Below are 17,389 nucleotides of genomic sequence, written 5' to 3'. Positions count from 1 at the left end.
AAGGCGCTAAGGCTTAATCGCCTTTATCGTCTTCAACTACCGGAAAACCGCGGTCACGCATAAGCGCTTCCACTTTCGCGTCTCGGCCACGGAAGGCGCGATACGCATCAGCAGGGTCCATAGCGTTTCGTACAGCAAACAGATATTTCACCAAGCGCTCGCCCACTTCTTTATCGTAAAAGCCGCCAGGCGCTTCAGCGAAGGCTTCTGCAGCGTCAGACGTTAATACCTCTGCCCACATATAGCCGTAATAGGCAGCGGCATAACCTTCACCAGAAAATACATGACCAAACTGCGTTGAACGATGGCGCATTACCACTTCTTCAGGCATCCCGAGCTCACGCAGCTTATCGCGCTCAAAGCTATCGGGCTCAATAAGTGCAGGGTCGGTAGTGTGATAGAGCAAATCCATAATGGCAGATGCCATATATTCAGTGGTTTTGAAGCCCTCGTTAAAGGTGGACGCCTGCTTAATCTTTGCCACTAAATCTGCAGGAATAGGCTCGCCCGTTTGATAGTGAACAAGGTACTGATTGATTACCTCGTCGGTAAGCAACCAGCGCTCTAATAACTGCGATTGAAACTCAGTATAATCACGCACACCAGAGTGAGATGATGGATACTCCACATCGGCTGCTAAAAAGTGAAGCGCATGCCCAAATTCGTGAAAATAAGTCTCAGCATCGTCCCATGAAATAAGAGAAGGTTCGCCCGGCGCTCCTTTTACAAAGTTTGAATTATTTGACGAAAGCACCGATTTTTCGCCGTCAAAGGTGGTGTAGCCGCGGTAGGTTGTTGCCCACGCGCCAGACCGCTTGCCTTGTCGGGCAAAGGGGTCTAAGTACCAAAGGCCAATAAATTTGCCACTGGTTTTATCGGCTACTTCCCACACTTTCACATCTTCATGAAACACAGGCACTTTGCCATCTGGCACCGGCGTAAACTCAAAATTAAACAAACGGCCAGCTACATAAAACATCGCCTCTCGCAGTTTGTCGAGCTGCAGGTACTGTTTTACTTCGTCGGAGTCGAGTGCATATTTGTCTTGGCGCACTTGCTCAGCGTAAAAACGGTAGTCCCAAGGCATAATGGTAATATCAGCACCTTGTGCATCGGCGATGGCCTGCATATCGGCAACTTCTTCTTCTACCCTTGCTATGGCTGCTGGCCATACGCGCTCCATCAAATCCATTGCGTTTTCAGGATTTTTTGCCATGCGGTCTTCTAAGCGCCATTGAGCATAGTTGTCGTAACCAAGGAGCTTAACGCGCTCATGGCGCAGCGTGAGAATTTGTTTAATCAATTCGTTGTTATCATACTCGTCACCATTGTCGCCGCGGTTATAGTACGTGGTCCACACTTTTTCACGCAAGGCTCGGTCGGTCGAGTAGGTTAAAAATGGATCCATAGACGAGCGAGTGTTAGTAATCGCATACTTACCTTCTTGGCCTCTTTCTTTAGCGGCTCCTGCAGATGCTTTTACAAACGACTCAGGCAGTCCACCGAGCTGGCTTTCATCTAGGTATAAAACGTAGTTCTCTTCATCGGCTAGCACATTGTTTTGAAATTGAGTATGTAGGGCGGCAAGCTCTTGGTTTATGTCGGCGTAGCGTTTTTTGTCTGCATCATTGAGCAAAGCGCCATTGCGCACAAAGCTATTGTACGCCATCCAAGTAATGCGCTGCTCTTCGTCGGTAAGCGTGCTGAGCTCTTCACTCTCATAAACAGCTTTTACGCGTTCAAAAAGGGCTTTGTTTTGAGTGATTTTTGAGCGGTAAGCCGAGAGCTGTGGTGCCATTTCGCGCTGAATTTCTCTAAATTCTGGCGATGATTTATTTGACGACCAAATACCCCAATAGGTAAACACCGTAGAGAGCTCTTTACCGGCGCGCTCCATTTCAACGATGGTATTAGCAAACGTGGGCGGCTCTGGGTTATTAGCGATGCTTTCATAGTCAGCCAATGACAGTGCCATGCCCTTTTCAAGGGCAGGTTTAAGCAGAGCCAAATCCATTTTGTCAAATGCAGGTACGCCGCCATACGGGCCTTTAAACTCGGCCATCAATACGTTATCGATGCTTTGAGTCTGCGCACTATCGGCGACTGAATTGTTGTTAGCCGAGTTTTGCACAGCATCAGAGCATGCGCCTAAGGCTAGAATTACCGACGCTGCAATGGCGCCGTAAATTGGTTTTTTCATCGTTTTAGAACCCTTCTGTCGTTTATTATTGTTGTAAATCTATTTGTTTCTTAATTATCAAATGATAAGAGTAGCAAGGGACTGGATTTGAAAACGTCGAAATCATGGATGATTTCGTCGAGCGCCCATGGATGGGTTCACAGCGTTTTTCAAATCCAGTTCCTTGCTACTCAATTGCTAACTCTTGTTTAATAGCATCGAAATCATGGATGATTTTGCCGAGCGCCCATGGATGGGTTCACAGCGATTTTCAAATCCAGTCCCTTGCTACTCAATTGCTAACTCCTGTTTAACAGCATCGAAATCGTGGATGATTTTGCCGAGCGCCCATGGATGGGTTCACAGCGATTTTCAAATCCAGTCCCTTGCTACTCAATGAAGCTTGCTAGCAACATATGCTTAATCAAACACAACCGTTTTGTGCTGACAAATTATCACTCTGTCTTCTAAATGATAGCGAATTCCATTTGCCAATGCATTTACCTCGCAACGCTTGCCCTTTCTCACCATATCTTGGGCGCTATCGCTATGACTAATGCGCATTACTTCTTGTTCAATGATGGGTCCTTCATCTAAGTCAGACGTTACGTAGTGACAGGTTGCACCGATGAGTTTAACGCCTCTATCGTAGGCCTGTTGATAGGGTTTTGCTCCTGCAAAAGAGGGTAAAAAACTGTGATGTATATTGATTATTTTACCCGCATGCTTTTGACACATCGCCTCTGGAATAATTTGCATAAAGCGCGCGAGCACCGTGAGATCAATGTCGTAGTGGCTAAGTAGCTCATCTATTTTAGCAAATGCCGTTGGTTTATCGCTAAAATCAATATAGTGAAAAGGGACCTTATACCAACTTGCATACTCGCGCATAGCCTCATGATTGGCGATGATGCATGGGATATCACAATAAAGTTCACCGCTGTGCCAGCGATGCAGTACATCGTTTAAACAATGCGATTCATGGCTGGCAAGTAAGGCTACTTTACGTTTTTCGCTAGAGTGACGCAGTGACCACTCCATGTCGTACTTTGCTGCAACCTTTGCAAAAGCCTCTCTCAGCTCATTGATATCTAAGGCAACAGAGTCTGCCTCTATTTCGTGACGCATAAAAAAGCGGTTTAGATGTTGGTCGGTATGGTGACTCGCCTCTAAAATATTCACGCTTTGGGCGGCAAGAAATTCAGATACAGCGGCAACCAAACCTACTTGATCGGGGCAATCAATCACTAAACGAATAGACGCGGACAAATTATTCACTCCAATTTCTAATTAAATCAATTATCTACAAATCGATTAAAAAATATACTGAGCTCAGGCACAGATGTTGCGTATCAAATGACACCTTCTAAATTAGTCTGATAAATGTGTGCATCATCATGAATCAATACATTCAAAAGGCCCTTGAAACTTACTGCGATCACTCGCAAACAGTCATTGCCAGACAGCTTGCCTATACTACCCTGACCAATGCGGGTTTTACAGCGGATGATTTGCAATTCGTTCTGAAAAACGGGCCTGACAGTCTGCCTATTATGTTTTTTGCCGCATAAAGAGTTTTACCTATACCCGCACGCTGAAGCGCTTTAGGTTTAGTTTTCATCTAAGCGCCTACAAATCTTGCGATATATCAAAGTTGTGAGGTGTTTAATTCTTAACCTACTAAAGTCTCATTACCTCTTTGAATAATTCCCGCTATAACCCATAACTGATGACCATTGATTGTGATATGGTAGTTTTTCACACATTTTAAAGGATAGGTTGTGATGGCAAGAATAGCATTAGTAACAGGCGGTACCCGTGGCATTGGCGAGGCAATTTGCACCACGTTAAAAGAAAAGGGGTACACGGTAATAGCAAATTACGGCGGCAACGATGTTAAAGCTGCAGAGTTTACACAGCGCACCGGCATCCCAGCAGTAAAATTTGATGTCTCTGATTTTGATGCTGTTAGCGAAGCAATCACAAAAATTGAAGCCGATTACGGCCCGGTTGATATATTGGTAAATAACGCCGGTATCACCCGCGACGGGACCATGCATCGCATGAGCTTTGAGCAATGGGACGCGGTTATTCAAACCAATTTAGCCTCCTGTTTTAACACCTGCAGAGCGGTAATTGAAGGCATGCGCTCGCGCGAGTTTGGCCGAATTATCAATGTGGGTTCGGTAAACGGGCAGGCGGGTCAATACGGGCAAGTGAATTACGCCGCCGCAAAATCGGGTATTCATGGCTTTACTAAAGCGTTGGCGCTTGAGGGCGCAGGCAAGGGTATTACTGTGAACGCTATTGCACCGGGCTACGTTGATACCGATATGGTAAGAGCGGTGCCAGCTGAAGTACTGGCCAAAATAATTAAGACTATTCCGGTGGGGCGCTTAGGGAAACCTGAAGATATCGCCAACAGTGTTGCCTTTTTAGTAGGCGATGAGGCTGGTTTTATCACCGGCTCCACGCTTTCAATTAACGGCGGCCAGCATATGTACTAAGCGCTTGCGCTGATGTATTCAACGCGATGAGAGCATCTACCGGAGTACATTTGTGCTAATTATTGGTAGCTGCCCTCATCAGTATATTTAGAGTGCTTGCGCCAGTTCTGCTAACTTAGTGACCGTTTCGGGTGACGGAAAACCATCGGCAATCAGTCCATTTTTTGTTTGAAAGGCTCTAATGCCTGCGCGAGTCGCAGGGCCAATGATGCCGTCTGCTCCGCCCACATCAAAGCCTAACGCATTAAGATTGCGCTGTACCTGAGCCATTTGAGCGATGCTATATTTGGGCAAGTCGGGTAGGCTTGCTGTGAGTGCTGGACCGCCAATGATACGATTGGCTAGTTGCCCTACCGCCACGCCATAAAACTCGGAGTTATTCCAGCGCAGTATTGTTCTAAAGTTTTTGTAGGTTAAAAAGGCAGGTCCGCTAGCGCCAGCCGGCACAAGCAGCTTTGCTTCAATATCTGACTCCCCAAGTGCTGTGCCGTCGCTTTTGCTTACGCCCAGTTGCTGCCATTGGCTTACGGTTTTTGCGCCTTGACCGGCAAGGCTATAGTCAAAGCCTTCTGGTAGCATGACTTCTCTGCCCCAGCGTAGTCCCGGTGTCCAACCAAGCTTCCAGAGAAAGTGTGCGGCCGACGCCAGGGCGTCTTTTTCACTTTCCCATAAATTGATCACGCCATCTCCATCGCCATCAATGGCATAGTTTGTATAGGCGGTAGGCATAAACTGTGTATGACCCATCGCGCCCGCCCACGAACCTTGCATCTGCGCTTTGTTAAGATTTTCTCTGTCCATGAGCTTCAGCGCTAAAAATAGTTCTTGAGTAAAAAAGGTCGCGCGTCTGGGTTCACAGGCCAAGGTGGCTAAGCTGTCGAGCGTCGACATATTGCCTTTGTATCCGCCGTAGTTGGTTTCTAAACCCCAAAATGAAACGATATAGTGCCCGGGCACGCCGTATTTTTGTGTGAGTTCATCTAAAAATTCGCGATAGATTTGATATTTTTCGCGGCCTTTATCAATGCGCCATTGGTTTACGCGTTTACTGAAGTAGTCTGGAAAGGTCGATACAAACTCAGGTTGTGAGCGGTCTAGCTCGATAACACGCGGAATAAAGTTGAGCTTTGAAAACTCAGCCTCAACGCGCTGTTCGCTCACACCAGCGTTTAGTGCCGCCTGTGCTTTTTCGTTTAAGCACTCGGGAAATAGCTGTCGCTGTTGCTCAATGTACTGTTGCAACTGCTCGCCTTTAGCTACAAATGAGAAGGCGACAAAAATCAGGGCAATGCAAGAAAAGCGTTTCAAGGTAGATAGTCCTTATCCATGCGTTTGTGTTGATGAATTGGGTTAGAGAAAGACTAACTAACTTAGTTCACCAACACAATTGAAACTGATCAGGCTACTGATATTTAATTGCTTACACTTGCCTGTTCTTTCACGCCGTATTTGTTTATAAACTCGGTAACCACAGGGCGAATATTTTTGCGGTACATCGACCCGCTAAATATGCCATAGTGGCCGGCGCCTACCTGAACGTGATGTTTGCGCATGTGTTTAGGAATCTTTGTGCAAATATCCTGCGCCGCTTCAGTCTGCCCCAAACCACAAATGTCGTCATTCGCGCCTTCAACCGTAAGTAGCGCGGTATTGTCGATGGCGTCAAAGTTAACCGGCTTACCCTGATATGTGATGCTGCGGTTGGCAATTTCATTGTTTTTAAAGATGCGGTCAATGGTTTCTAAGTAAAACTCTGCGGGCATGTCGAGCACTGCCATATATTCGTCGTAAAAGGCGCGAAAGCGGTCGGCGTCTTCATCTTCGCCAAACAATAGGTTTTGAAAATAATTTTGATACTTCTGCATATGGGTTTTTTGGTTCATTGAAATAAACCCGCCTAGCTGCATAAAGCCTGGATAAACCTGACGACCCTCACCGGGATAACCTACCGGTACAGTCATGATGGCTACATTTTTGTACCACGACATAGGGTGGCGATGAGCAAATTCATTGACCCGAGTTGGGTTTTTGCTGGTGTCGAGAGGCCCTGCCATCAGTGTTAATGATTTTGGCGTATTGGGGTTTTTCTCGTCGGCCATTACCGCGGTTGCAATAAGTGCTTGTACAGTGGGCTGACAAATCGCAATCATGTGGGTGTCTTCACCCAGATAATTTAAAAATTCAATGAGATAGCTGACGTAACAATCAAAAGAGAAGGGACCCTCGTCTAACGGCACTTCGCGCGCGTCTGCCCAATCGGTAATGTAAACTTCGTGCTCAGGTAAAAGCGCTTCTACCGTGCCCTTAAGCAAGGTCGCATGATGGCCAGAAAGTGGTGCTACGAGTAATACCTTGTCTTTGTCGGTATGCCCAATGGTCTTAAAGTGTGTAAGGTCGCAAAAGGGCTTACTCACTACCACGTCTTCTCGTACCTTGAACAGTTGATTATTAATACTCACTTCATCAATGTTAAAGCCAAGCTTGTCGTATCGGCGGGTCAGCCGCATAGCGGTTTCAAGTGACGCCTTCGTCAAACGTCCACTCCACGTATACGAAAATGGGTTGGAGGGATGTGACACGATATCGTTAACGATACTCAGGCCCTCATTCATCATTTGGCCAGTGCGAGCAAGGTAATCATAAGCCTGATAGTTCATAATTCATCTCCGAAGGGTGATAAAAAAAACTCCAATCAACGTCCACTACTGAGCAGCTGATTAGAGTTTTTTAACAGCATCAAAATCCTCTTGATGCTAGCACATTTAAGACGTTTACCGAATCAAAAATGACGTTAATATGCCAGTACTTATTTAGCGCCAGCAGTCATTTTTGAAGTCATTTCTTCGCTAATGTCTTTGATCATGGCGCCCGCTTTTTGCTGCGCGCCGCTCACTAGCGTGTAAGTCTCTTTAGCCGACGTTGTAATGGTTTCTTGAAGCGTCTCAAGATATGCTTTTTGAGCTTCTGCAAGGCTCATCACATCTTTTTGCTGACCGGCTGTTTCTGCAAAAGACACACCGCTCGACAATAAGGTGGTAAACAAAGCGTTTTGCTTTTCAGCAAGTTCTTGTAAAACACTCATGTTTAAAGAGGCAAGCTCGGTAACAGGCTTTAGTGATTCTTTAAGTTGTTCGTTCATTTGTTCAATCATTATTTTTCTCCAAAATATTAAAGGTAGATATAAGCTTTTTTGCGTTATGCGTTTTTGCTTGAGTCTGCTTTCACGTCGGCAGGACTCAACTGGGCGACCGCCTTTTGAGGACGAGTCTTTTCAATAACAGGTTTACTAACCTGTTGTTGTGTTGTTTTATTTGGTGCTTCTGCTTTTACAGCCTTGGCGCTTACCGCCTCAGCTTTGCGCGTGGTTGTGGCTTTAGCGGGCGCTTTTTTAACGCTCGCTTTTCTAGCAACAGGTTTTGTGCTTGCTTTGCTTTCTGTAGCTTGTGATGTTGAGGCCGCAGGTTTTTCAAGTGTCTTTGCAGCTTGCGCCTTAGTATCACTTGCTTTAACAGCACTACCCTTTACAGATTTTTTAGCAGCAGTTGGCTTTGCAACGCTTGTTTTTTTTGTGCTCGCTTTGACAGGCGCTTTAGTTGCTGTCATGGCAGACGAGACCGCCTGTTTGGCATCTTCACCCGCAAGCTCTAGTGCGCTCTTCATAACACTCGCCGCTTGGCTATTCATCGTTGAAATAGCGGTGTAAGTATTTTTTGATGCACTGGTAAACCGCTCGCGCACTGATTCTGCATATACAGACTGCGCCGCCAACACACCGTTTAGCTCACTTTGCGAGCCCAAAGATGCTAGGAGTTTTTTCGAATCAGACATTAAGCCTGAAAAAAATACGGTTTGTTGCTCAGATACAAGCTCAAGAGTTTTCGCATTCATTTCGAGCAAAGTACTGACTGGTTGTGTAGATTTTTTCATTTGTTGAGACAAGTTACCAAACATCATTTTGACCTCATTGAATATTATAGGGTGCGAAATCACAATATGCTGCACTGCAACATCGCGAATGTTCAAATAATAGTCAATCTATGGGAAAGATCAAGAGATATTTTGTTGCAGTGCAACATTTTTTTATGAAAATACTCTATCGAGCAGAGGAAGTATGTTCAAGTGTTTGTTTTATATAGCGTATTTACTTCTTACGACTTTTGTCGTACTGCCATGCCTCGAGGTTCTTTTCCATCATTTTGGTAAAAATTCCCATAGGCGAGTTATCGACCATATTCTTCATCATGCCCTGCATTTTGTCTTGTTGCTCAATAAACTGAACCAGCGATTGTTCGAGGTACTGGCGCACGTAAATCTGCATATCACTGTCGTAAAAACGAATGAGGCTTTTCAACAGAGCGTCGGTTAATAACGACTGATGCTCATTAGTTTCAGACTCGCTAATAATTTGTAGCAGAACACTCTTAGTAATATCGGCTTCGGTTTTTGAGTCAACAATGCAAAACTCATCACGTTCATTAATCAGCGTTTTAATGTATTCAAGGTTCACATACTGACTTTTTGTGGTGTCGTACAAGCGTCGATTGGGATACTTCTTAATAATGATCACGTGTGCAGATAGCCTTTATTATTTTATGAGCAACATTTAATGAACAACATTTAATGAGCAACAAATCTCATGAGTAAAAAATTTAACGGATAAAAAACTGATGTGAGAGCATGCTGATTGCTCCTTAGCTAAAAAACAAAAGGCAAAAACCAGAAACTTAGAAACTAACAAGACCATAAGCGGTATTAGTAAGGCAAATGTTACCTAAAACCGTAAAACAGAAACTTGCTTACAAACCATGCGCTCTCTCTTTTTGGAGTATAGCACTTGAATCGGGCGCATGAACACATGCAGCAACGCAACAACTCTACAACGCAGCAACGCGCCATCGCACAAACGCACCATAAGACGACCGTTGATGCATTCCCCAAAAAAGCTCCGCCATTTTTCAGTGCAGCGTCTGATAGGGTCATTCTACGCGTTTGAGCACATATTTTCCTGGAGCATCATCCAGACTCGGGTAATTTTCATGCGCGCCCGGGCTCAGGCTCGCTTTGCGTTTGCCAGCAGAGGGTTTTAACCAAGCATGCCAATCTTGCCACCATGAACCGCTCTGCTCGCTTGCTCCTACGAGCCACTGTTCAGGTGTATCACCGAGTTCGTCATTCACCCAATGTGGGTATTTACCGCCTTTGGTTGGATTAATAACCCCGGCAATGTGTCCTGAGCCACCTAATACAAATCTAACGTCGCCCGACACAAGTTTAGTGCCCGCATATGCGCCTTTCCATAGCACAATATGGTCGGCTACGGTGGTAAGAAAGTAGGTAGGCATATCAATCTTGCCAAAATCAATAGCTACGCCGTCGACCACTATTTTGCCTGGATCTTTTAAGGCATTTTCCCAGTAAGTCATGTGCAAATACTGCTTAAAACATGCGGCCGGAATATTCGTCGAATCACTGTTCCAATACAGAATATCAAAAGGAGCAGGGTCTTTGCCTTTCAGATAGTTATCAATGAAAAAGGACCAAAACAGGGCGTTTTCTCGCAGTAGACTGAAACTCATGGCAATAATTCGCCCGTCAAAAACGCCTTTCATCTGGGCATTTTGCTCAATCATGGGCAGCATATCTTCTGAAAAATAATTACCAACTTCTCCAGGCTCTGAAAAATCAAGCAAGGTGGTTAAAAGCGTAAGTGAGGCGATGCTAGCATCGTTTTTGGCGCGTAGATAAGCGGCGCTCACCGCAGCAAGGGTGCCGCCTACACAAAAACCAGTCAGGTTAACTTTATCTTGAGCGCTTATTTCTTTAATCACCTCAATGGCTTCAAGCGGCCCCTTTCGCATGTAGTCAAAAAAGTCTTTGCCGGCGAGCTCGCTTTCGGCATTCACCCATGAAATCATAAACACACTGTAACCGCTATCTAGCAGCCCTTGCACCATCGATTTCTTTTCTTCTAAATCGAGCACATAGTATTTGTTAATAAACGGCGGGGTAATCAACATCGGAATGCTGTGCTGGGTTTTTGACTTTGGCGTGTAGTGCAAAAGCTCCATTAGCTCGTTTCGATACACTACCTTACCTGCACTGTAAGCTAAGTTTTCTCCGAGTGTAAAGGCGTCTGCATCGGTTTGGCGCATTTTAAACGCTTCAAGGGGGCTTTGTTCTAGGTCTTCTAAATAAGCCTGCATGCCTTTAACAAGCGACTGTCCTTTGGTGGCTAAAATCTCTTCGCATACATCAGGATTGGTTAATACAAAGTTGGTAGGCGAGAGAGAATTAACATATTGGCGAGTAAAAAACTTAGCCTGTTGAGCTGCTTTCGGGTCGTTAAACTCAATGCTGTCGACCATATTGGTTACCATTTCAGCATTAATCAAATAAGAGTCTCTAATATACTTATAAACCGGATTTTCATCCCACTGTTGGTGCGCAAATCTACGGTCTTTTTTAGCCGTGTCAGTTGGCGCATTAACCGCTTCGCCCAACATGACCTTACTGGCCTGTTGCCATAATTCAGACTGCTTTTGCATATAGGCAAACTGATGCTGCATCAATTTATTGGCATCAATTTTAGTCTCACCGCTAAGTAGGTGCTCAAGTCGCTCCTGATTAAAAGGGTTAGGATAGGCGTCAATGCCCTCTTTATTGGCGCGGCTTAATATGTCTTGCGCCATTTTGTTAAATACGGTGGCGTACTTGTCGAGATAAGCCAAAATTTCAGCTTCATCAGTGCCCATGCTAATATCCTTTTGTGAGGTGTTTCACACTGTAGTGGGTTATTCTTTCGTTGTTCCGGTGCCGCTTTTCGCCGCTCGGGGATTCATAAAGCTCGCCATTAGGTTTTGATAGGCCGAGAACCCGCTTATTCCTTGCTCCATTGCAGGCTTTATAAAAGTATCAAAGGCCATTTGTGGGTCTTGCTGGCATTTTTTTAACATGTCTGCTGTTAAAGATTGATGTAAGCCGCTAAAATCCGGCAGTCCGAAGATTTCTCGGGCTTCAGCAGGTGTAAGGTCAAAATCTATGGTTACTTTCATCATCAGCCTTAATGCTCATTTGTTGAACTTTCAGCCTAAGCATCTGCCTGAACAATGTCTAGTCTTTTCGACTAATGTATCAGCTTAGGTTTTGCTACAATGCGCTGGCGTCTTGGTTTCTTAATCTTTGTTATATAGGTATGTTTAACATTTGAAAATTTCCGCTATTTTATACTCTCCCTTTGCTTGGTTTAAACGCCATTTCTTCAAGCTTGCCTTTGTTATGCTCATTATTGTGGCGGCGTATTTGGTGTATATCGATGCGCAAGTTAAAAAACAGTTTTCCGGCAATAAGTGGGAGGTGCCAGCACAAATTTATGCGCGGCCGCTGCGGCTTACATTAAAGCAAGAAATTAACGTTGCCGAGGTAAAAGACGAGCTTGCGCTGCTTGGTTATCGGCAAGTCGCTAACGCCTCTGCGGTAGGCGAATTTAGTGTTGGTAAAAACACCCTTACAATCTACCGACGAGCGTTCCAGTACGCCGATTTAAGCGCACCTGAACGTATTTTAAAGATTAACTGGAAGGGTGAACGCATTGATGAGCTGCGCTTGCTCGATAGTAAAGAAAACGCGCGCAGCGTGATGCTTGAGCCATGGCTAATTTCTCGACTAGTAGGCGGTTTATCAGAAGACCGCATGCTCATGCAGGATGCTGATATTCCCGAGATGTTGAAAGTCGCACTTATTCAGGTAGAAGATAACGACTTTTACGAGCATCACGGCATCGCTCCGCTGTCGATAGTCAGGGCCTTATTTGCCAATATTGTGGCAGGGCGAACTGTGCAGGGTGGCAGCACGCTTACCCAGCAGTTGGTAAAAAATCTCTATCTAACGCGAGAACGAAGCTATATTCGCAAGCTTCGCGAGGCGGCAATGGCGATTGTGATAGACGCACGTTACAGTAAAGAAGAAATTTTAAATGCCTACATTAATGAAGTGTTTTTGGGGCAAAACGGAGCCGTAGCAGTGCATGGCTTTGGTCTAGCGAGCCATTTTTATTTTAACAAGCCGCTTGTTGAGCTAGACATCACCGAAATCGCGACCTTAGTGGGCATGGTAAAAGGACCGTCTTTTTATCATCCGGTTAGACGCAAAGACCGCACCCTTGAGCGCAGAAACCTCGTGCTTCGGATATTATTTGACGGGCAATATCTGTCGCGAAGTGAATATGAGCGCGCCGTTAACGCGCCGCTCGTTACCTCCTCAAGTCCGAGCTTAGCTTCAGGTCAGCATCCTGCTTTTATGGACAAAGTGCGTGATGAGCTGTATTCGGTGGTGCCTGCCGCCGAAACAAGGCTATCGGGCGTAAAGGTTTATACTACGCTTGATATTAACGCCCAACGTAGGGCTGAAGAAGCGCTCAGCACTACAGTGGCGCGTCAGTCTCAAGCACGCAACCTGCCGGCGCTAGAAGCTGCCATGGTGGTGAGTGATATTGCCAGTGGTGAAATAAGAGCCATTGTTGGCTCAAAAAAAGCAGAGTTTGCAGGGTTTAACCGTGCGCTAAACGCCTATCGGCCAATTGGGTCGCTTATTAAACCGGTTGTGTATTTAGCTGCCCTTGAAAACCCCTATGATTTTCATTTGGCCACGCGTTTAGTCGACGAACCGGTTGAGTTTGACGATAGAGAAGGTAAAAAATGGCGCCCACAAAACGCCGACAAGACCTTTCGCGGCGAAGTTTCGTTATTAGATGCTTTGGTAATGTCTTACAACGTGCCGAGCGTAAATTTGGCAGCCCAAATAGGTTTTGATGAAGTCGGTGCAACCCTGCAGCGTTTAGGTTACAACAAAACTGTGGAGCCACTTCCTTCATTAGCGTTAGGTGCTGTGGAGCTATCGCCTTTGGAAGTGAACCAGATTTATCAGGTGATCAGCAATACCGGGGTGCTCAAACCTCTACATGCGCTTAATGCAGTTAGCACCCACGATAATCAGCTCATTTGGAAGCGCACCGATAGCTTTCAGCGCCGCGCCGACGAAGATGCCAGCTACTTAGTAAACTACGCACTGCATAAAGTCACCAAAGAGGGTACTGCCAAGGCACTTGGCGCAGCATTTGGTTCGCTCAACATGGCCGGAAAAACCGGCACTACCGACGACTATCGCGATAGCTGGTTCAGTGGTTTTGATCGCAATTTGGTCACGACTGTGTGGGTTGGGCACGATGACAACACGCCGGTCAACATGTCAGGAGCCAGCGGTGCTTTGCCTATATTCGCGGCATTTCAAAAGCTAAATTCGCCTAAAACGCTGTCGCGCAGTTTCCCGTCAACCCTTACCATCGCGCATTTTAATCAAGATACTGGCGTGCTGACTCAAGCCGGTTGCCCAAATTTGGTTAGTGTGCCGGCAATCAAAGATGCGCTCGGTGAAGCACTGACCTGCCAAGCCTTAAAAGACAATCCGCCTGAACCACCTAAAAAAGAGCGTTCGTTTTTAGAGCGGCTTTTCGGATGGTAATGGCTGCCCGGTACGATCTGCCTGACAGTATCTGCCTGATCGTATTTTGCTGGTAACAAGGGCGCTAAAAATGAAAAAAGCGCGCTGAGTAAGCAGTCCAATTTGGTTCAAACGCACCGCAATGGTGCGTTTTTTTCGAGCATACTTCATACTCTATTGCTTAACTCACTGAAAAATAAGCGCTTAAGCACTTGGCACTGCTTTTGTATTGCACCGTGTAAGTCAAACCCACTTAGCAATACATTCAATCTAGCAGGAGCAACCTATGAAATTAGTCACTGCAATCATTAAGCCTTTTAAGCTTGATGATGTTCGTGAAGCAATCTCTGAAATTGGAATTGATGGTTTAACCGTCACAGAGGTAAAAGGCTTTGGACGTCAAAAAGGACATACAGAACTCTACCGCGGCGCAGAATATCAAGTTGATTTTTTGCCCAAGGTAAAACTTGAAATTGCCGTTCAAGACGAGCAAGTAGAACGTTTAGTCGAAGCCATTGTTGGTGCCGCAAAAACCGGCAAAATTGGCGACGGAAAAGTGTTTGTATACGACCTTGAGCAAGCGGTGCGTATTCGTACCGGCGAAGCAGACTCAGACGCGCTGTAGGCCTTTAACCTTTTTGGAGAATGAACATGGAAATTACATTTGAACTCGGGTATGCATTAGATACCTTTTACTTTTTGATTTGTGGCGCATTTGTTATGTGGATGGCCGCAGGTTTTGCGATGTTAGAAGCGGGCCTAGTGCGCGCCAAAAACACCACTGAAATTCTAACTAAAAATATCGCGCTATATTCGATAGCGTGCATCATGTATATGATTTGCGGCTATGCCATCATGTATGGCGGCGACTACTTACTCACCGGCATTAATGGCGACGGCGCAACGGGTGTTGCTGAAGACGCTGCGACTTATGCGCCATCTGCTGACTTTTTCTTCCAAGTTGTATTTGTTGCAACCGCAATGTCTATCGTTTCTGGCGCGGTAGCTGAGCGCATGAAATTATGGTCATTTTTGTTGTTTACCGTGGTAATGACTGGTTTTATCTATCCAATGGAAGGTTCGTGGACGTGGGGCGGTAACCCAGTATTTGGTATGTATACCCTTGGCGACTTAGGCTTCTCTGATTTTGCGGGTTCAGGCATCGTGCACATGGCTGGCGCATCAGCAGCATTAGCCGGCGTGCTTGTACTCGGTGCTCGTAAAGGCAAATATACTGCCGATGGTAAAATAAACGCCATCCCAGGTGCTAACTTGCCTCTTGCTACTCTAGGTACATTCATTCTGTGGATGGGCTGGTTTGGCTTTAACGGTGGCTCAGTGCTTGCGACCGCTTCTGTAGAGTCAGCAAACTCAGTAGCCGTAGTATTTATGAACACTAACGCAGCAGCGGCCGGTGGTTCAGTTGCCGCACTATTACTAGCGCGCGTTATGTTCGGTAAAGCCGACCTCACAATGGCCTTAAACGGTGCATTGGCAGGTCTTGTTGCAATTACCGCAGAGCCTTCAACCCCATTGGCTTGGCAGGCAACCTTATTTGGTGCCATCGGTGGTGTATTGGTAGTATTTAGCATCATCACGCTTGATAAGCTTAAAATCGATGATCCAGTTGGTGCGATTTCAGTGCATGGTGTAGTGGGTCTATTAGGACTATTACTTGTTCCATTTACAAACGACAATTCGTCTTTCTCGGGTCAGTTGATTGGTGCCGTGACAATTTTTGTTTGGGTATTTGTGACAAGCTTAATTGTATGGGTCGCTATTAAAGCTGTAATGGGCGTGCGAGTCAGCGATGAAGAAGAGTTTGAAGGTGTAGATTTAAGCGAATGTGGCTTAGAAGCTTATCCTGACTTTTCACAGTCGCGCTCTTAAAACCATTTTGAAGGGAGACGGTTACTGTAATAATAAGAATAAAAACAATAACAACAAGCAATAAACAGTAGCTACCAACGACAGTTGGACAATATCAGCCCCGCACTTGCGGGGCTTTTTTATATCCGAGCGTTAGCACTTTCGGTGTTGTTATGCATCGCCAGTAGATGCTATGTATGTCGATTCCCTCACGATTAATTCAGGTGTAAATGTAGTGCTTTCATGGCTTGACGCAACATACACCATATCTGACTTAATATGCTGTATCAGGCATGCGGTGGCTAGCTTCGCAATTTCGTCAGTAGGCTGTGCCGCCGTGGTAATTTTCGGATAGGTCTGTCGAGAAAACGGACTGTTTTCAAATCCTGCGATAGCCAACTGATCAGGTATGTTCACCCCTCTTAGCCTTGCCGCGAACAGCGCGCCGGCGGCTATCTCGTCGTTACACGCGAATATGGCCGTCGGGCGTTGTGACAAATCAAGTAATTGATTTACGCCTTTGGTACCAAATTCAAAGGTAAATTGCCCTTCAATAAGGTAATCGCTCGTGCACTTTATATCATGCTTATTCAGTGCATCCATGAAGCCAAGTTCACGCTGTTGACTTGACATATGCGAGGCATCGCCTTTTAGAAAGCCGATGTTACGATGACCTGTCTTAATTAAATGTTCGGTAATTTTAAAAGCTGCCGTACGGTCGTCTATCATCACGCAAGGCGCAGCGCTCGGCGTTTCATCTCCTTTTGAAATAACGCGTACAAAAGGAATGCTCTGCTGCTCGAGAGCATTCAGAAGCTGTGCATTTTCAGACAGTGGCGGCGATATAATAATGCCAGCGAGTTGTGAGCGCCTCACCATATTGGTTAACTCTTCTACAATATTAAAGCTGTCTGATTTGCATGGATGGATCACCAGCTCGTAGCCCTTTGCACGGCACTCGCTTAAGATCCCATTTTGCATATCAATGATGTAGTACGCATTAGGATTATCGTATACAAAGCCAAGGGCATAGGTGCGCGTGGCCGCTAAATTTCGTGCCGCCAAATTAGGCTGATAGTCTAGCTTGTCAACGGCATCGATCACTCGCTGTTTGGTCTTTTCGCCTACGCTAGGTTCGTTGTTAATCACCCTCGACACCGTTTTTATCGATACTTGTGCCAAAGCCGCTACATCTTTAATAGTCGCTTTTTTTGCAGCCACCAATGCTCCCTTTTATAAAATGTTCGCCGATGTACTGACGTAAGATGTTAAAAATTGTTGCATCCTTTTTTGAATTATAAAAGTTTAATTACCACTAAAAGCAGCATTATTTCTTTCA

Annotated in this window: 15 protein-coding genes; 5 read left to right on the top strand and 10 right to left on the bottom strand. The window is 45.6% G+C overall.

Annotation, left to right across the window (positions count from 1 at the left end; translation table 11 throughout):
- Positions 1–13 precede the first annotated feature (13 nt).
- Both ACFO4O_RS12565 and purU read right to left on the bottom strand, forming a co-directional pair.
- Positions 14–2,200: a M3 family metallopeptidase gene (locus ACFO4O_RS12565; protein WP_382409048.1), complete on the bottom strand. Its 2,187-nt coding sequence runs from the start codon at positions 2,198–2,200 to the stop codon at positions 14–16.
- A 399-nt stretch (positions 2,201–2,599) separates the two neighbouring features.
- Positions 2,600–3,448, bottom strand: a complete 849-nt coding sequence (gene purU / locus ACFO4O_RS12560) for a formyltetrahydrofolate deformylase (protein WP_382409588.1) — start codon at positions 3,446–3,448, stop codon at positions 2,600–2,602.
- A gap of 128 nt (positions 3,449–3,576) precedes the next feature.
- Between purU and ACFO4O_RS12555 the strand changes: the two genes are divergently transcribed.
- Together ACFO4O_RS12555 and phbB are read left to right on the top strand one after the other, a co-directional pair.
- Positions 3,577–3,750 carry a hypothetical protein gene (locus ACFO4O_RS12555; RefSeq protein WP_382409046.1) on the top strand — a complete coding sequence of 58 codons (174 nt, stop codon included), beginning with the start codon at positions 3,577–3,579 and terminating at the stop codon, positions 3,748–3,750.
- 213 nt (positions 3,751–3,963) lie between these two features.
- A complete protein-coding gene (gene phbB, locus ACFO4O_RS12550) occupies positions 3,964–4,686 on the top strand; it encodes an acetoacetyl-CoA reductase (RefSeq protein ID WP_382409044.1) in 723 nt (240 codons plus the stop codon).
- Positions 4,687–4,773: 87 nt separating this feature from the next.
- On the opposite strand, the gene ACFO4O_RS12545 is transcribed toward phbB, so the two are convergent.
- The 7 genes from ACFO4O_RS12545 to ACFO4O_RS12515 all read right to left on the bottom strand — a co-directional run bounded on the left by ACFO4O_RS12545 (position 4,774) and on the right by ACFO4O_RS12515 (position 11,741).
- Positions 4,774–5,994 carry a lytic murein transglycosylase gene (locus ACFO4O_RS12545; RefSeq protein ID WP_382409042.1) on the bottom strand — a complete coding sequence of 407 codons (1,221 nt, stop codon included), beginning with the start codon at positions 5,992–5,994 and terminating at the stop codon, positions 4,774–4,776.
- A 104-nt stretch (positions 5,995–6,098) separates the two neighbouring features.
- Positions 6,099–7,343, bottom strand: coding sequence for a polyhydroxyalkanoate depolymerase (locus ACFO4O_RS12540; RefSeq protein WP_382409040.1), 1,245 nt, complete (start codon positions 7,341–7,343; stop codon positions 6,099–6,101).
- Between the two features lie 149 nt (positions 7,344–7,492).
- A complete protein-coding gene (locus tag ACFO4O_RS12535; protein WP_382409038.1) occupies positions 7,493–7,837 on the bottom strand; it encodes a phasin family protein in 345 nt (114 codons plus the stop codon).
- A 44-nt stretch (positions 7,838–7,881) separates the two neighbouring features.
- Entirely contained in the window at positions 7,882–8,640 is a 759-nt protein-coding gene (locus ACFO4O_RS12530; RefSeq protein ID WP_382409036.1) for a phasin family protein, read from the bottom strand.
- A 187-nt stretch (positions 8,641–8,827) separates the two neighbouring features.
- On the bottom strand, positions 8,828–9,253 hold the full coding sequence (gene phaR / locus ACFO4O_RS12525; RefSeq protein ID WP_382409034.1) for a polyhydroxyalkanoate synthesis repressor PhaR: 426 nt from the start codon (positions 9,251–9,253) through the stop codon (positions 8,828–8,830).
- Positions 9,254–9,662: 409 nt separating this feature from the next.
- Positions 9,663–11,438: a class I poly(R)-hydroxyalkanoic acid synthase gene (gene phaC, locus ACFO4O_RS12520; RefSeq protein WP_382409032.1), complete on the bottom strand. Its 1,776-nt coding sequence runs from the start codon at positions 11,436–11,438 to the stop codon at positions 9,663–9,665.
- A gap of 39 nt (positions 11,439–11,477) precedes the next feature.
- Positions 11,478–11,741, bottom strand: coding sequence for a DUF6489 family protein (locus ACFO4O_RS12515; RefSeq protein WP_382409030.1), 264 nt, complete (start codon positions 11,739–11,741; stop codon positions 11,478–11,480).
- Between the two features lie 148 nt (positions 11,742–11,889).
- Here ACFO4O_RS12515 and mrcB point away from each other — a divergent pair, with 148 nt between their 5' ends.
- From mrcB to ACFO4O_RS12500, 3 genes are all read left to right on the top strand, one after another.
- Positions 11,890–14,202, top strand: coding sequence for a penicillin-binding protein 1B (mrcB, locus tag ACFO4O_RS12510; protein ID WP_382409028.1), 2,313 nt, complete (start codon positions 11,890–11,892; stop codon positions 14,200–14,202).
- A 265-nt stretch (positions 14,203–14,467) separates the two neighbouring features.
- Positions 14,468–14,806 (top strand): P-II family nitrogen regulator, encoded by a 339-nt coding sequence (gene glnK, locus ACFO4O_RS12505; protein ID WP_382409026.1) that lies wholly within the window; start codon positions 14,468–14,470, stop codon positions 14,804–14,806.
- Between the two features lie 26 nt (positions 14,807–14,832).
- On the top strand, positions 14,833–16,071 hold the full coding sequence (locus ACFO4O_RS12500; protein WP_382409024.1) for an ammonium transporter: 1,239 nt from the start codon (positions 14,833–14,835) through the stop codon (positions 16,069–16,071).
- 150 nt (positions 16,072–16,221) lie between these two features.
- Here ACFO4O_RS12500 and ACFO4O_RS12495 read toward each other — a convergent pair whose 3' ends face one another.
- The gene (locus tag ACFO4O_RS12495) at positions 16,222–17,271 is read right to left on the bottom strand and encodes a LacI family DNA-binding transcriptional regulator (RefSeq protein WP_382409023.1); all 1,050 of its coding nucleotides are present in this window, start codon (positions 17,269–17,271) and stop codon (positions 16,222–16,224) included.
- Positions 17,272–17,389 lie beyond the last annotated feature (118 nt).

Source organism: Glaciecola siphonariae, assembly GCF_042652645.1.
Classification (GTDB): Bacteria; Pseudomonadota; Gammaproteobacteria; order Enterobacterales; family Alteromonadaceae; genus Glaciecola; species Glaciecola siphonariae.
This window is presented reverse-complemented; position numbering and strand designations above follow the sequence as displayed.

Coding starts and splice junctions, on each gene's coding strand:
- ACFO4O_RS12565 (WP_382409048.1), bottom strand. CDS start 2,200: ATGAAAAAACCAATTTACGGCGCCATTGCAGCGTCGGTAATTCTAGCC.
- ACFO4O_RS12555 (WP_382409046.1), top strand. CDS start 3,577: ATGAATCAATACATTCAAAAGGCCCTTGAAACTTACTGCGATCACTCG.
- phbB (WP_382409044.1), top strand. CDS start 3,964: ATGGCAAGAATAGCATTAGTAACAGGCGGTACCCGTGGCATTGGCGAG.
- ACFO4O_RS12540 (WP_382409040.1), bottom strand. CDS start 7,343: ATGAACTATCAGGCTTATGATTACCTTGCTCGCACTGGCCAAATGATG.
- ACFO4O_RS12535 (WP_382409038.1), bottom strand. CDS start 7,837: ATGATTGAACAAATGAACGAACAACTTAAAGAATCACTAAAGCCTGTT.
- ACFO4O_RS12530 (WP_382409036.1), bottom strand. CDS start 8,640: ATGATGTTTGGTAACTTGTCTCAACAAATGAAAAAATCTACACAACCA.
- phaC (WP_382409032.1), bottom strand. CDS start 11,438: ATGGGCACTGATGAAGCTGAAATTTTGGCTTATCTCGACAAGTACGCC.
- ACFO4O_RS12515 (WP_382409030.1), bottom strand. CDS start 11,741: ATGATGAAAGTAACCATAGATTTTGACCTTACACCTGCTGAAGCCCGA.
- glnK (WP_382409026.1), top strand. CDS start 14,468: ATGAAATTAGTCACTGCAATCATTAAGCCTTTTAAGCTTGATGATGTT.
- ACFO4O_RS12500 (WP_382409024.1), top strand. CDS start 14,833: ATGGAAATTACATTTGAACTCGGGTATGCATTAGATACCTTTTACTTT.